This window comes from Streptomyces sp. NPDC016562 (assembly GCF_043076955.1).
In the GTDB taxonomy this organism is placed as follows: Bacteria; Actinomycetota; Actinomycetes; order Streptomycetales; family Streptomycetaceae; genus Streptomyces.
Genome location: NZ_JBIBRZ010000002.1, coordinates 898,834 through 913,355 on the forward strand (window position 1 = coordinate 898,834; position 14,522 = coordinate 913,355).

A 14,522-nucleotide genomic window follows, 5' to 3' on the forward strand; every position below is an offset into this window, starting at 1 on the left:
GTCGCATGACCGAAGCCTCCCCGCACGGCGGGCAGCCCTCGCCGCCCCTCCCACGCGTGCGCCTCGTCGACGTGGCCCGCGAGGCGGGCCTGTCCAAGACGACCGTCTCGGCGGCACTGAACGGCACCGGAAGGCTCTCTCCCGAAGTCCGGGAGAGGGCCCGCGAGACCGCGCGCAGAATGGGCTACCGGCCCAACGCCACCGCGCGCCGGCTGCGCGCGGGACGGGCCAGACTGATCGGGTACGTGGTCGGGGAGTTCGCCGACGCCCCTTGGACCTTCCTGGAGTCGCCGTACTTCGCCCGGCTGACCGCGGCCACCGCGGCGACGTCGCTGCGACGCGGCTACGCCATGGTGCTGCTGCCCGCCGGGTCCCTGCAGAGCGAGTGGGCCGATCTGGCCCTCGACGCGGTGGTCGTCGCCGACCCCGTCGCCGACGACCCGGTCGTCGAGGACCTCCTCGCCGCCCGCATCCCCGTGTTCAGCGACCGCTCCGTCGAGGGACGGCCAGGCGCGTACTGGGTGGACGTGGACGCGGGCGGCGCCGTGCGCGGAGCCCTCGACCACCTGCGGGAGCAGGGGGCCCGACGGCCCGTCCTCGTGGTGCCGGACAGCACCACCCGGTTCCACACCGAGGTGTTCGCCGCGCACCGGGAGTGGTGCGCCGCCCACGGCCTGCCGGAACGGGTGGTACGCGCCCCGGCGCCGGGCAACGGGCCCGTCGTACGGGCCGTCGAGACCGCCCTCGCGGGTGATCCGGCGGCCGGTTCGGCGCGGCCCGACGCCCTCCTCGTCGTGGCCGAGGCGAGCCCGCCGCTCGTCCTGGACGCGGCACGCCGCCTCGGCTACGAGGTCCCCGGCGACCTGCTCCTCGTCTGTGTGAGCGAGGACGTCACCGCCGAGCACACCGCGCCGCCCGTGACCACCCTGAGCCTGCGGCCCGAGGCGATCGCGGAGGCGGGGATCGAAAGGCTCGTGGCGGTCCTGGAACACGGCGACCGGGGGACGGCGGGGGTGCTCGTCCCGACCCGTCTCGACGTTCGGGCGTCATCGGTGCGGCCGGCTCAGCCCGCGTAGACGAGACGGCCGCCGACATAGGTCCGCTCCACCCGGGCCTGCGCGATCTCCTCCGCGGGCGCCGTCAGGATGTCGCGGTCCAGGACGACGAGGTCGGCGAGATTGCCGGCCCGCAGGCTGCCCGCGTCGTCGTGGCCGTTCACATGGGCGGCCCCGGCGGTGTAGGCGGCCAGCGCGGTCGGCAGGTCGAGCCGCTGCTCGGGGTAGAAGACCCGGTCGTGGCCGGCCTCGGGCTCCCGGCGGTTCACGGCCACGTGCAGGCCCGCCAGCGGATCGGGGCTGCTCACCGGCCAGTCGCTGCCCGCGACGAGGGTCGCGCCCGCGCGCACCAGGTCGCCGAACGGGTACTGCCAGGCGGCGCGCTCCGGACCCAGGAACGGGATGGTCAGATCGTCCATCTGGGGCTCGTGGGCCGCCCACAGGGGCTGGATGTTGGCCAGGGCGCCGAGCCGGGCGAAGCGGGAGAGGTCCTCGGGGTGGACGACCTGGAGGTGCGCGAGGTGGTGCCGGTTGCCGCGGTGTCCGTTGGCCGCCACCGCCGACTCGATCGCGTCCAGGGCCTCGCGTACGGCCCGGTCGCCGAGGGCGTGGAAGTGCACCTGGAAGCCGAGCGCGTCGAGCTCCGTCACGTATCCGCGCAGCGCGCCGGGCTCGACGAAACTCAGGCCGCTGTTGCCGGTGGCGCAGCCGCAGCCGTCCAGATAGGGGGAGGTCATGGCGGCGGTGAAGTTCTCCGCGACACCGTCCTGCATGATCTTCACCGAGGTGGCGCGGAACCGTCCGGCCCGCAGCTTCTCGCGGCGGGCCACCAGTTCGGGGATCTGCTCGGCGCCCCGTGCCCGGTCCCACCAGAGCGCCCCGGTCACGCGGGCGGTGAGCGAGCCGTCGGCCGCGGCGCTCATGTACGCGTCCGAGGGGTCGGGCCGGCCGTTGAGGTCGCCGAGCATGGCGTCCTGCCAGCCCGTGACGCCGAGGGAGTGCAGCAGCTCCTGGGCCCGGAGCAGCCCGGCGAGGAGTTCCGCGGGCGTGCTCGTCGGCAGCAGCCGGCCGACCAGCGAGGTGGCGCCCTCCTGGAGCATCCCGCTGGGAGTGCCGTCCGGCTCGCGTTCGATCCGGCCGTCGGCGGGATCGGGGGTGGCGGCCGTGAGCCCGGCGAGTTCCAGGGCCCGGGTGTTGGCCCAGGCGCCGTGGTGGTCCCGGTTGGACAGCAGGACCGGGCGGTCCGGGACGACGGAGTCGAGCAGGTGCCGGGTCGGCAGTCCGCCCTCGAAGCTCTCCATCGACCAGCCGCCGCCGGTGATCCACTCGCGGTCGGGGTGCGCGTCCGCGTACGCGCGGACCAGGGCGAGGTAGTCCTCCACGCCGACGGTCTCGGTCAGATCGCACTCGGCCAGTTCCGCCCCGGCGAAGACCGGGTGCATGTGGGCGTCCTGGAAGCCGGGGAGCAGCAGCTTCCCCGTCAGGTCGACCACCTCGGTGCCGGGCCCCACGAGGTCCCGTACCTCGTCGTGGCCGACGGCCGCGATCCGGTCGCCGATGACGGCGAGCGAGGTCGCCCGGGTGCGGGCCGGGTCCACCGTGTAGACGGGGCCGCGGGTGAAGACCAGATCGGCTTCGGCCATTCGAAAGCTCCAGAGCGTGAGGCGACGGGGGGTGGGCGCCATGGAAGCGGCAAGGCCCTTTACACGTCAATGGTGTTGACGTAACGTCCCGGCCATGTCCGAACGTGTCATCCCCGAAGGCGGACGCCGGCGCCGCAGACCCACCAAGCAGGGGGCCGTCCTCTCGGAGCAGCTCATCGTCGAGACGGCGCTGCGTCTGGTGGCCCAGCACGGCGCCGAAGCGCTCTCCGTACGGAGGCTGGGCGCCGCGCTCGGCGCCGACCCGAGCGCGCTCTACCGCTACTTCCGCAACACCGACGCCCTGCTCCTCGCCCTCGCGGACGAACTGATCGGCAGGGCCCAGGAGGGCTGGGAGGCGACCGGGGACTGGCGGGAGGACCTGCGGTCGATGGGCCTGCGGATCCACGCCTGCTACCTGTCCCACCCGCAGGCCGCCGTCCTCGGCGCCTACCGGACCACGGGACGCCTCCACGAGACCCGGGCCGTCGAGCGGATCGTCGGCATCCTGCGCTCGGCGGGCTTCCCCGACCCGCTCGCCGTCCGCGCCTACCACGCGTTCGTCGACCAGGCGCTGGCGTTCGCCGCCCAGGACGCCGCCGCGCTCGCGCTGCCGAAGGCCGCGCGGGAGGCGGACGAGGCGGTCTGGAACGCGGTCTACGGCAGGCTGTCGGCCGACACGCATCCGCACATCGCCGCGGTGTTCCCGCTGCTCGCCGCCGACATGCGAGGCAGCGGCTACCCGTTCGCCCTGGAGCTGACGCTGAGCGCGCTGGCGGCGATGCGGCCGGCGGCGGCCGAGGGCTGAGACCGGTCCGCCCCGGGCGGGGGCTCGTCGCGTACGGGTACGAGGAGTTGCCGGCCGGCGCCCCGGCCGGCGTCACGGACGAGGCCCTGGACGTGGCCCTGGACGTGGCGGTGCGCCCCGAGGACCCGTGCGTGATCATGTACACCTCCAGGACCACCGGCCGCCCCAAGGGAGCCGTCCTCTCCCACGGCAACATCGTCTGGAACAGCGTCAACGTCCTCGTCGACACCGATCTCACCGCCGAGGAGGTCACCCTGGTGGTGGCCCCGCTGTTCCACACCGGCGCCCTCAACATGACCTGCCTGCCCACCCTCCTCAAGGGACCTCGGCCGCACCGAGTGGCTGGAGGTCACCCAGGACCGGGTGAACACCTTCGCCGACGCCACCGACGACCACCAGCGGATCCACACCGACCCGCAGAAGGCCGCGGACGGGCCCTTCGGCGGCCCCATCGCCCACGGCTACCTCACCCTCTCCCTGATCATCCCGCTCTTCGGCGAGCTGCTCGGCATCACCGGCACGAAGTTGAGCGTCAACTACGGCCTGGACAAGGTCCGCTTCCCCGCCCCCGTCCGCGTCGGCGCGAGGATCCGTCTCCACGGCGTCGTCGGCACGGTCGAGGCGGTCAAGGGCAACGGCGTGCAGATGCCGGTCACCTTCACCGTCGAGATCGAGGGCGGTGACAAGCCGGCCTGCGTCGCCGAGGCGCTCTACCGCCACTACGCCTGACCCGCCCCACGACAGAAGGGGCTCACCCCGCCGGCCTGCGCGATGAGCCCCTTCTGTCGTGTCCCCGCCGCGCCTACGCGCCCGGGGCCGCGGCGAGCTGTGCCTCCAGGGCCGCCAGCGTCCGGTAGCAGGGCATGACCTGGGCGAGGGAGGAGTTCGGCTCGCGGCCCTCGCGGACGGCGGCGATGAACTCGCGGTCCTGGAGCTCGATGCCGTCCATCGACACGTCGACGCCGCTGACGTCGATCGGCTCGTCCTTGCCGGTGGTGAGGTCGTCGTAGCGGGCGAGGTAGGTGCCGGTGTCGCCGATGTAGCGGAAGAACGTACCGAGCGGACCGTCGTTGTTGAACGACAGCGACAGGGTGCAGATGGCGCCGTTCGCCGCGCGCAGCTGGACCGACATGTCCATCGCGATGCCCAACTCGGGGTGGAGCGGGCCTTGTACGGCGTTGGCCTGCACGATCGGCGAGCCGGTCTGGTAGGCGAAGAGGTCGACGGTGTGCGCGGCGTGGTGCCACAGCAGGTGGTCGGTCCAGGAGCGCGGCTCGCCCAGCGCGTTGAGGTTCTTCCGGCGGAAGAAGTACGTCTGCACGTCCATCTGCTGGACGGCGAACTCGCCCGCCTCGATCCGCCGGTGTACCCACTGGTGGCTGGGGTTGAAGCGGCGGGTGTGGCCCGCCATCGCGACGAGCCCCGTGCGCTGCTGCGCCTCCAGGCACGCCTCGGCGTCCGCGAGCGAGTCGGCGAGCGGGATCTCGACCTGGACGTGCTTGCCCGCTTCGAGGCAGGCCAGCGTCTGCGCGGCGTGCAGCTGCGTGGGGGTAGCGAGGATGACGGCGTCGACGTCGTCCATCGCCAGCACCTCGTCGAGGGAGGCGACGGCGCGCCCCACGCCCTGCTCCGCGGCGAACTTCTGCGCGCGGTCGAGACTGCTGCTCACGACGGCGGCCACCTCCACGCCCTCGATGCGCCGGAGCGCGGCCGCGTGCTTGGCACCGAAGGCGCCGCCTCCGGCCAGGGCGATCCTGAGGGTTCGGTCGTCGGCCATGTCAGTTCACTCCTTCGGCGGGCTCCTGGGCCCGCGGGTGGTTCTCGAGGATCAGATGGCCGACGGCCGTGTTGGACGCCGGCACGTGGTAGAAGCGGTGTGCGACCTCGACCCGCCCGGAGCCGTCCACGTCGCTCATCGCCCCGCGGGCGATCAGCCACATCACCAGCTCGATGCCCTCCGAGCCGGCTTCCTCGACGTACTCCAGGTGCGGGACCTGCGCCAGGCCGGCCGGGTCGGCGATCAGCCGGTCGAGGAAGGCGTTGTCCCACTCCCGGTTGATCAGACCGGCGCGCGGTCCCTGGAGCTGGTGGCTCATGCCGCCGGTGCCCCACACCTGGACCTTCAGCGGCCTGTCGTACGACTCGATCGCCTTGCGCAGCGCCTGACCGAGCCGGAAGCACCGGGCGCCCGAGGGCACCGGGTACTGCACCACGTTGACGTGGAAGGGGATGACCTTGCACGGCCACCTCTCGACGTCCCCGAACAGCAGCGACAACGGCACGGTCAGGCCGTGGTCGACGCTCATCTCGTTGGCGAGCGTGAGGTCGAAGTCGTCCCTGATGAGCGAGTGCGCGATGTGCGCGGCCAGGTCGGGGTCGCCCTCGATGCCGGGGACGGGGCGGGGCCCGTACCCCTCGTCGGCGGTGGCGTAGGCCGCGCCGGTGCCGAGGACGAACGTCGGGATCAACTTCAGGTCGAAGGCGGACGCGTGGTCGTTGTAGACCAGGAAGATCACATCGGGCAGGTTGTCCCGCTCCCACTCCTTGGAGAACGCGTACCCGTCGAAGACGGGCCTCCAGTACGGCTCTTCGGTCTTGCCGTGGTCCATCGCGGCGCCGATGGCCGGGACGTGGGAGGTGAAGACCGCGCCGGTGACGGTGGCGTGCTCGGCGGGCGGCGCCTGGCGGGCGTGCGCGGCCTCCAGGACGGCGTGGTCGATGCGGTTGCCGTCGACGGAGCGGCCGCCGCCGACCATCATGGCGCGGTACTCCGCCTCGGTCATCCCGGTCATCGAGCCCGCCATCTGCTGGAACGAAAGGCCCAGCGTGGCACCCCACTTGGCGAGGAAGTAGATGTTCCCGCCCTCGTCCATGGCGGCGTTGAGGTCGCGGTCGAGCAGCGCCCGCTTCTGTTCCTCCCGCAGCGGCCACGCGTCCAGGTAGGCGCGCTCGTCGGCGAGGTACAGCGCGCGGTTCTCCGCCGTCATCAGCGACATGCAGAACTGGTTGAGGTGGTAGCCCTTGGCGGACTGTTCGGTGTCGAAGATCGTGGTGCCCGGCACCAGCTTGTAGGTCTTGTCCAGTGACATGGTGGCCTCCGGCCGTGGGCGGGTCAGCCGGCGTCCGGCCAGTACAGGCGCATGGGGTTCGCGACGAGGAGCCTGTGTTGCAGGTCCGGCGACGGTGCGATGTGCGGGATGAAGTCGACGAGCAGACCGTCGTCGGGCATGTGGGAGACCAGGTTCGGGTGCGGCCAGTCCGTGCCCCACAGCACCCGGTCGGGGAACTCCCCGACCACGCGCCGGGCGAACGGGACGACGTCGCGGTACGCCGCCCGCTCGCCGTCGAGGGCCGGCGGGCCGCTCACCGTCAGCCGCTCCGGGCAGGTGACCTTGCACCAGACGTCGGGCCGGGCCCGCATGAAGTCGAGGAACGCCTCGAACTCGGGGCCGTCCGGGTCCTCGGAGGTGTCCGGCCGGCCCATGTGGTCGACGACCAGCGGCGCCGGTACGGACAGGAGGAACTCCCGCAGGCCGGGCAGGTCGGCGGCCTCGAAGTAGACGACGACGTGCCAGCCGTACGGGGCGATCCGCCCGACGACGTCCAAGAGGTCCTGCCGCGGCGCCGCGTCGACGAGCCGCTTGACGAAGTTGAACCGCACGCCGCGCACCCCCGCCTCGTGCAGCTCGCGCAGCTCCTCGTCGGAGACGTCGGGCCGTACCGTCGCCACGCCCCGGGCCCTGCCCCCCGAAGCCCGCAGGGCGTCGAGCATCGCGCGGTTGTCGGCGCCGTGGCAGGTCGCCTGGACCACGATGTTCCGGGCGAAGCCCAGGTGGTCGCGCAGCGCGAAGAGCTGGTCCTTCGACGCGTCGCAGGGGGTGTACTTCCGCTCCGGCGCGTACGGGAACGCGGCGCCCGGCCCGAAGACGTGGCAGTGCGCGTCGACGGCGCCCTCGGGCAGCCGGAAGCGGGGGCGGCTCGGACCGGCGTACCAGTCCAGCCAGCCGGGGGTCTTCTCGAAACGCGGCGTCACCGTCATCGTCCTCAGTCCTCGTAGCGCAGGCCGAGCGCGGCCAGCGGCGCGCGCATGCCGTACAGGTCCAGTCCGAGCTCGCCGTCGCGGAACCGGGCGCGCTTGCCCTCCTCGGCGGCCTCGCGCCGCGCCGCCGCGGCGGCGACCTCGGCGGCCCGCTCGCGGGGCACCACCACGACGCCGTCGCGGTCCGCCGCGACGACGTCGCCGGGCCGGACGAGGGCGTTGGCGCAGACGACCGGGACGTTGACGGAGCCGAGGGTGGCCTTGACCGTGCCCTTGGCGTTGACCGCCCGGGAGAAGACGGGGAAGTCCATCTCCTCCAGCTCGGCCACGTCGCGCACGCCGCCGTCGATGACCAGGCCCCGGCAGCCGCGTGCGCGGAAGGAGGTGGCGAGCAGTTCACCGAAGAAGCCGTCCTCGCTCTCCGTCGTGCAGGCCGCGACCACCACGTCGCCCTCCTGGATCTGCTCGGCGGCGACGTGCAGCATCCAGTTGTCGCCGGGCTGGAGCAGCACGGTCACCGCCGTGCCGCAGAGCCGGGCCCGGGTGTGGACGGGGCGCAGGTAGGGGCGCATCAGGCCGGCCCGGCCCATCGCCTCGTGGAGGGTCGCGACGCCGAACGCCGACAGGGCGGCGACGTCCTGCGGGTCGGCGCGGGTGATCGCGGTGTGGACGACACCGAGCCGGGTGTGTTCCATGTGTCCTTCTCCTGGGTGGGTGAGGCAGTGGTTCGGTGGGGCAGTGGTTCGGTGGGTCAGCGGCGGCCGGCCGCGGCGAGGCGGGCCGCGAGGCGGGGGTAGACCCGCAGGGCGTTGCCCGCGTAGACGGCGGCGCGCTCCGCGTCCGTCAGGTGCGCGGTGGCGTCCACGTACCGCTTCGTGTCGTCGAAGTGGTGACCGGTGCACGGGTCGACGTCGCGGACCGCGCCGATCATCTCGCTGGCGAAGAGGACGGACCGGCTGGGGATCACCCGGGTCAGCAGGTCGATGCCGGGCTGGTGGTAGACGCAGGTGTCGAAGAAGACGTTGTCGAGCAGCGCTTCCGGGTCCGGCCTGCCGAGCGCCATCGCCAGGCCGCGGAACCGTCCCCAGTGGTACGGGACGGCGCCGCCGCCGTGCGGGATGACGAACCGGAGGGTCGGGAAGTCGGCGAACAGGTCGCCCTGGACCAGCTGCATGAACGCCGTGGTGTCCGCGTTGAGGTAGTGCGCGCCGGTGGTGTGGAAGGCGGGGTTGCAGGAGGTGCTGACGTGGATCATCGCGGGGATGTCGTACGCGGCCATCGCCTCGTAGAGCGGGTACCAGCTGCGGTCCGTCAGAGGCGGCGCGGTCCATCTGCCGCCCGACGGATCCGGGTTGAGGTTGACGCTCACCGCCCCCAGCTCCTCGACCGCGCGGCGCAGTTCCGGCAGGCAGGTCCCCGGGTCGGCGCCGGGGGACTGGGGCAGCATCGCACCCATCGCGAACCGGTCGGGGTAGAGGCTGCTCACGCGGTGGACGAGGTCGTTGCAGATCCGCGCCCACGTCGAGGAGACCCGGAGGTCGCCGACGTGGTGGGCCATGAAGCTGGCCCGCGGGGAGAAGACCGTGAGGTCGCTGCCGCGTTCGTCCATGAGCCGCAGCTGGTTGCCCTCGACCGCCTGCCGCAGCTCGTCGTCCGTGATGACCAGGTCGTCGGGGTCGGGTGCGTCCGCGGGGGAGCCGACGGCCGCGACCTGCCGGTCCCGCCAGCGCGCCAGCTGGGGCGGAGCCGTGGTGAAGTGACCGTGACAGTCGATGATCATGAGGTCTCCTGGGAGTCGTCCGGGTCAGCCCTGGGAACCGACGGGCCAGCCGGTGTACTGCTCCGCGAGATAGGTGCGCCCGGCGCGGGTGCCCACCACGTTGTCCAGCTCGCCGAGCTGGAGCCGCAGGTCGAAGGCAGAGCCGCCCGGCGCGGTGTGCAGCAGCTGCGTCATCCAGTGGGAGAAGCTCTGCGCGCGCCACACCCGTTGCAGGGCGCGCGGCTGGTAGTGGTCGAGCGCGGCCGCGCCCGCCGGTCCGAGCGCCCGCAGGAGTACCTCGGTCAGCACCTTCACGTCGTGCAGCGCGAGGTTGAGCCCGCGGGCGCCGGTCGGCGGCACGGTGTGGGCGGCGTCGCCGGCGAGCGCCATCGCACCCCAGCGCATCGGCTCCTGCACGAACGAGCGGAACCGCAGCACCGTCTTCTCCAGGACCGGACCCTCCGTGAGCCGGAAGCCGTCCTCGCCGGCCACCCGCGCCTGGAGCGTCTCCCAGATGCGGTCGTCGGGCCAGGCGTCGGCGGATTCGCCGGGGGAGCATTGGAAGTACATCCGCTGCACGGTCTCGGTCCGCTGGCTGATGAGCGCGAACCCGTGTGCGGAGTGGGCGTAGACGAGCTCCGGCGCGCTCGCCGGCGCCTCGGTCATGATGCCGAACCAGGCGAAGGGGTACTCCTTGCCGTACCGCGTGCGCCGGTCCTCGGGCACGAGGTCGCGGCACATGCTGCGCGATCCGTCCGCGCCGACCACGTACCGCGCGCGGATCTCGTGCCGCGAGCCGTCGGCGGCGGTGTACCGGACGCGCGGAGCGGTGGTCGTGACGTCGAGGACCTCGGTGTCGCGGACACCGAAGTGGACGGCGCCGCCGTCGCGTTCGCGCGCGTCGGCCAGGTCGACGAACACCTCGGTCTGCGGGTAGAGCCAGACGGACGCTCCGACCAGGTCCTCGAAGTCGATGCGGTGCGACCGGCCGCCGAACCGCAGCTCGACGCCCTCGTGTTCGTGGCCCTCGCGCAGGATCCGGTCGCTGACGCCGGTCTCGACGAGGTCCCGGGCCGCATCGGCCTCCAGGATCCCGGCCCGCTGGGTCGTCTCGATCTCCCGGCGGGTACGGGTGTCGAGCACGATCGTGTCGACTCCGGCGCGGCCCAGTCGGTGCGCCAGCATCAGGCCCGCCGGGCCGGCGCCGATGACTGCGACGGGAACCGAGGCAACGGTGTCGACGACGGCGTCGGCCATGGGATCTCCTGAGCAACGGTGAACGTTCCGGGACACGTCGAACGGTGACACCCACGGCACCGGCCGGTCTCGGGCGTTTCCGCCAGGCGGAAGCCCGGGGCGCCGGCGAGGAGATCAGGCGGAGGGGCGGGTACGCCGGCCGAGCTCGTCGGAGATCCCGTACGCCGCCCTCAGCAGCGGTTCGCGCAGCCCGCGCACACGGCCCGCACCGCGCGCCGTGATCACGATCCCCAGCGTGGCGCTGACCGGCCCGTTGCGGCCGATCCGTACTGGGGCGGCCACCGCGACCGTGCTCTCGGAGAGCTGCCGGTCGCTGACGAAGACCTGTTCGCGGCGGATCCGGTCCAGCTGCGCCCGCAGCGTCTTCGGGTCGGTGACCGTGTGCGGGGTCCAGGCCCGCAGAGGGGAGGCGAGGACCTCCTCCTGGATGTCGGCCGGCGCGTGGGCCAGCAGGACACGCCCCATCCCGGTGGAGCCGATCGGGAAACGGGTCCCCACCGTGGTCAGCAGCTCCACCGACCGGTGCCCGGCGATCCGCTCGACGAACACGAGCTCCGTGCCTTCGCGCACCGCGAGTTGGACGTTCTCGTGCGTCGCCTCGTAGAGGTCCTGCATGAACGGCAGCGCCACGTCACGCAGGATCTGGGTGCGCGGGCATCCCGAGGCGATCTCCCAGAGCCGCAGCCCGACGTGCCACGACCCGTCCTCGCCGCGCTCCAGCGCACCCCATCCCGCCAGCTCGGTGACCACCCGGTGCGTCGTGCTCAGGGCCAGGCCGGTGCGCTGGGCGATCTCCGACAGGGTCTGCGAGGGGTGCTCGCGGTCGAAGGCCGCGAGGACCTCCAGGACCTTTCCTGCTGCTGTGCTCCGGGTTTCGCTCACGCGGGCAGTCTCGCAAACCGGCGTTGAGCGGCCCCCACCGAGCGCCGTACCCTCTGCCGGACACCAAGGAGGCGACATGAACAGGGTGATCTCCGGCCTGTCCTCGATGGCGACACGACCGCTGCTGGCCGAGCTGTCCGAGCAGATCCGGCTGGAGCACGGACTCACCGTGCGGTTCGAGGCCGCCGGCGGCGTCGAGATCGCGCGGCGCGTGCGCGAGGGCGCCCGGGCCGATCTGCTCGTGCTCGCGGAGGGAGCGCTGGCCGCGCTGGAGAAGGAGGGACACCTGCTGGCGGGCACGGCCCGAGCGCTGTGGACCTCCCAGGTCGTCGCCGCCGTACCCGAGGGCTCACCGGTTCCGGTGCTCGACTCGGAATCCGACCTGCGGGCCCTGCTGCGGTCCGCGAAGAGCATCGCCTACTCCACGGGTCCCAGCGGGACGGCCCTGCTGGACCTGATCGGCCGCCTGGGCCTCGCCGACGCGCTCGCCGGCCGGCTCGTCCAGGCACCGCCGGGCGTGCCGGCCGGAAGCCTGCTGTTCTCGGGCCGGGCCGATGTGGCGTTCCAGCAGCACAGCGAGCTGATGGACCTGCCGGGCGTGGTCATCGCCGGACCGCTGCCGGGGGACAGCGCCCTACACTCGACCTTCGGCGGCGGCGTACTGGCCGGCGCCTCCCAGCCGGGCCCCGCCCTTGAGGTCCTCGATCTCCTCGGCTCCGACCTGGGCTCCAGGGCCGCGCGTGCCAGGGGCATGCGGGCTCCGGGGGTTTGAAGGGCCCAGGGGCTCAGGGGCAACTCGACGGGGACCTCGCACCACCGACCCCCCCAGGCTGACAGGTGGGACGGCTGAGGGGCGGCTCCCGTGGATCCGGGGCCGCCCCTGCTTCGCCTGCCCGTTCCGCCGGGCTCACCGCGTGACGGTCAGCGCGTGACCTGGCGGTTGAAGACGGCGCGCGAGCGCAGGTACCCGACCAGGGCGAGCCCGGTGCACCAGGCGAGGGCGAGCCAGCCGTCGTGGCCGATCGGCGTGCCGAGCAGCAGGCCGCGCAGGGTCTCGTTGATCGGCGTGAAGGGCTGGTACTCGGCGAACCAGCGCAGGACCGTCGGCATGGACTCCGGGGTGACGACCGCGCTGCCGAGGAAGGGCAGGAAGGTCAGCGGCATCGGGGCGTTGGACGCGGCCTCGATGGTCTTGGCGCCCAGGCCCATCGCGGCGGTCATCCAGCTCAGGCCGAAGGAGAGGAAGAGGAGCAGGCCGATGGCGGCGATCCACTCGACGGGCGAGGCGTCGGGGCGGAAGCCCACCGCGAAGGAGGCGCCGATGATCAGGAGGAGGATCGCCGCGGCCTGGATGACGCTCGCGAACACGTGGCCGGTGAGGATGGATCCGCGCGAGATCGACATCGTACGGAAGCGGTTGACGATGCCTTCCGTCATGTCGGTGCAGACCGAGATGGCGGTCGTGATGGCGCCGGAGGTCACGGCCATCAGGATGATGCCGGGCACCACGTAGTTGGTGTAGTCGCCGCGGCTGGGGCCCGCTCCGATGCCGGTGCCGAGCGCGCCGCCGAAGACGTACACGAAGAGCAGCAGCATCACGATCGGCATCATGACGATCATGACCGTCATCGACGGGTAGCGCAGCATGTGCTTGAGGTTGCGGCGCAGCATCGTCATGGAGTCGCGCAGCGCGTACGAGCGGCTCGGCTTGCGGGACGCGGCGGGGGCGGGGGCGAGGGTGACGGTGCTCATCGGTTCGACTCCTTCTGGGCGGTCGCGGAGGTGGTGGTGGCGGAGGCGTGGGCTGCGGCGGCAGATGTGTTCTGACGGCCCGTGAGGGTGAGGAAGACGTCGTCGAGGTCGGGCGTGTGCACCGTGAGCGACTCGGCCTGCACCCCGGTGGTGTCGAGGACGTCGAGGACGGCGCGGAGACTGGCGACGGAGCCGTCGCTGGGGATCCGCAGGGTGAGCGACTCGTCGTCGCGGGTGGCGACGCCGAAGACGCCGGCCGCCGTGTCGAAGTGGGCCTCGTCGGCGAACCGGAGGCGGACGTGGCCTCCGGGGATCCTGCGCTTCAACTCGTCGGCGGTGCCTTCGGCGACCAGCTTGCCGTGGTCCAGCACCGCGATGCGGTCGGCGAGTTGGTCGGCCTCCTCCAGGTACTGCGTGGTGAGGAAGATGGTCACGCCCTGTTCCGCGACCAGGTCCCGGATGAGCTCCCACATCACGCGGCGGCTGCGCGGGTCGAGGCCGGTGGTCGGCTCGTCGAGGAAGATGATCCGCGGCCGGCCGACCAGGGTCATCGCCAGGTCGAGCTTGCGGCGCATGCCTCCGGAGAAGGTGGCGACGTTCTTACGGGCGGCCTCGGTCAGCTCGAACCGTTCCAGGAGGTCGGCGGCCCGACGGCGGCCCTCGCGCTTGCTCAGGTGGTGCAGGTCGGCCATGAGGAGCAGGTTCTCCTCGGCGGTGAGCAGTCCGTCGACGGCGGCGAACTGTCCGGTGACGCCGATCTGGTGGCGTACGGCCTCGGCGTCGGTGGCCAGGTCGTGGCCCGCGATCCGCGCCTCGCCGCCGTCGGCGGTGATCAGCGTGGAGAGGATCTCCACGGTGGTGGTCTTGCCGGCGCCGTTGGGGCCGAGCAGGGCGAAGACCGTGCCTTCGGGGATCCGGAGGTCGATCCCGTCCAGCACGACCTTGTCGCCGTACGACTTGCGCAGGCCGGTCGCGGAGATCGCGGCTGCTCGCGTGGGGGTGGACACCTGGGTCGCGGTGTTCATGGTGGGCGGGCCCTTCTGATCGGGGAGTCCGGGGCGGAGGGGAGCGGAGGCCGGTGGGCCGGGCAGAGCCGGCCATGGCGGGACTGGCGCAGCTTTGGCGCCATGCTCGGGGCCAGTGCCGTGCTCGTGTCTCCATGATGGCACATCAATGGCGCCATGGCGAGCAAAAATGGCGCCACTCTTGTGTGGGGTGCTGCGCTGTCCCGCCTGACCTGCGGCATGGCCGCCCACGCGAAGGCGCCCCCGTGCCGGTGGGAACCGGTACGGGGGCGCCATGGTGGTGCCATGTGGGGGCTTGCTCGGAC

13 protein-coding genes and 2 pseudogenes are annotated in these 14,522 nt (G+C 72.5%); 5 read left to right on the forward strand and 10 right to left on the reverse strand.

Annotated features, from left to right (window positions below; genetic code table 11):
• The first annotated feature begins 5 nt into the window (after nt 1-5).
• Nucleotides 6-1,076, forward strand: a complete 1,071-nt coding sequence (locus tag ACF059_RS11875) for a LacI family DNA-binding transcriptional regulator (protein ID WP_392054868.1) — start codon at nt 6-8, stop codon at nt 1,074-1,076.
• Here ACF059_RS11875 and ACF059_RS11880 read toward each other — a convergent pair.
• Complete coding sequence (locus ACF059_RS11880) at nt 1,064-2,698, reverse strand: amidohydrolase (RefSeq protein WP_392054872.1); 1,635 nt, start codon at nt 2,696-2,698, stop codon at nt 1,064-1,066. The genes ACF059_RS11875 and ACF059_RS11880 overlap by 13 nt on opposite strands.
• 94 nt (nt 2,699-2,792) lie before the next feature.
• On the opposite strand from ACF059_RS11880, the gene ACF059_RS11885 reads away from it, so the two are divergent.
• The 3 genes and pseudogenes from ACF059_RS11885 to ACF059_RS11895 form a co-directional block, all read left to right on the forward strand.
• Nucleotides 2,793-3,503: a TetR/AcrR family transcriptional regulator gene (locus ACF059_RS11885; RefSeq protein ID WP_392054875.1), complete on the forward strand. Its 711-nt coding sequence runs from the start codon at nt 2,793-2,795 to the stop codon at nt 3,501-3,503.
• Nucleotides 3,504-3,640: 137 nt separating this feature from the next.
• Nucleotides 3,641-3,769 (forward strand): annotated as a pseudogene (locus ACF059_RS11890) (AMP-binding protein); the annotation flags it as partial.
• Between the two features lie 55 nt (nt 3,770-3,824).
• Nucleotides 3,825-4,232 (forward strand): annotated as a pseudogene (locus ACF059_RS11895) (MaoC family dehydratase); the annotation flags it as partial.
• Nucleotides 4,233-4,305: 73 nt separating this feature from the next.
• Here the strand turns inward: ACF059_RS11895 and ACF059_RS11900 are convergent.
• The 7 genes from ACF059_RS11900 to ACF059_RS11930 all read right to left on the reverse strand — a co-directional run bounded on the left by ACF059_RS11900 (nt 4,306) and on the right by ACF059_RS11930 (nt 11,440).
• Nucleotides 4,306-5,280, reverse strand: a complete 975-nt coding sequence (locus ACF059_RS11900; RefSeq protein WP_392054878.1) for a Gfo/Idh/MocA family oxidoreductase — start codon at nt 5,278-5,280, stop codon at nt 4,306-4,308.
• A 1-nt stretch (nt 5,281) separates the two neighbouring features.
• Nucleotides 5,282-6,592 (reverse strand): protocatechuate 4,5-dioxygenase subunit alpha, encoded by a 1,311-nt coding sequence (gene ligA / locus ACF059_RS11905; RefSeq protein WP_392054881.1) that lies wholly within the window; start codon nt 6,590-6,592, stop codon nt 5,282-5,284.
• Between the two features lie 23 nt (nt 6,593-6,615).
• Nucleotides 6,616-7,542, reverse strand: coding sequence for an amidohydrolase family protein (locus tag ACF059_RS11910; protein ID WP_392054884.1), 927 nt, complete (start codon nt 7,540-7,542; stop codon nt 6,616-6,618).
• A gap of 5 nt (nt 7,543-7,547) precedes the next feature.
• Nucleotides 7,548-8,237, reverse strand: coding sequence for a 4-carboxy-4-hydroxy-2-oxoadipate aldolase/oxaloacetate decarboxylase (gene ligK / locus ACF059_RS11915; protein ID WP_392054887.1), 690 nt, complete (start codon nt 8,235-8,237; stop codon nt 7,548-7,550).
• Between the two features lie 56 nt (nt 8,238-8,293).
• Nucleotides 8,294-9,322: an amidohydrolase family protein gene (locus tag ACF059_RS11920; RefSeq protein WP_392054889.1), complete on the reverse strand. Its 1,029-nt coding sequence runs from the start codon at nt 9,320-9,322 to the stop codon at nt 8,294-8,296.
• A gap of 24 nt (nt 9,323-9,346) precedes the next feature.
• Entirely contained in the window at nt 9,347-10,558 is a 1,212-nt protein-coding gene (locus ACF059_RS11925; protein WP_392054892.1) for a 4-hydroxybenzoate 3-monooxygenase, read from the reverse strand.
• Between the two features lie 114 nt (nt 10,559-10,672).
• Nucleotides 10,673-11,440, reverse strand: coding sequence for an IclR family transcriptional regulator (locus ACF059_RS11930; RefSeq protein WP_392054895.1), 768 nt, complete (start codon nt 11,438-11,440; stop codon nt 10,673-10,675).
• Nucleotides 11,441-11,516: 76 nt separating this feature from the next.
• Here ACF059_RS11930 and ACF059_RS11935 point away from each other — a divergent pair, with 76 nt between their 5' ends.
• The gene (locus tag ACF059_RS11935; RefSeq protein WP_392054898.1) at nt 11,517-12,212 is read left to right on the forward strand and encodes a substrate-binding domain-containing protein; all 696 of its coding nucleotides are present in this window, start codon (nt 11,517-11,519) and stop codon (nt 12,210-12,212) included.
• Nucleotides 12,213-12,361: 149 nt separating this feature from the next.
• On the opposite strand, the gene ACF059_RS11940 is transcribed toward ACF059_RS11935, so the two are convergent.
• A complete protein-coding gene (locus ACF059_RS11940; protein ID WP_392054901.1) occupies nt 12,362-13,192 on the reverse strand; it encodes an ABC transporter permease in 831 nt (276 codons plus the stop codon).
• Nucleotides 13,189-14,217 (reverse strand): ATP-binding cassette domain-containing protein, encoded by a 1,029-nt coding sequence (locus tag ACF059_RS11945; protein ID WP_392054904.1) that lies wholly within the window; start codon nt 14,215-14,217, stop codon nt 13,189-13,191. The genes ACF059_RS11940 and ACF059_RS11945 overlap by 4 nt, the downstream gene beginning before the upstream one ends.
• Between the last annotated feature and the right edge of the window lie 305 nt (nt 14,218-14,522).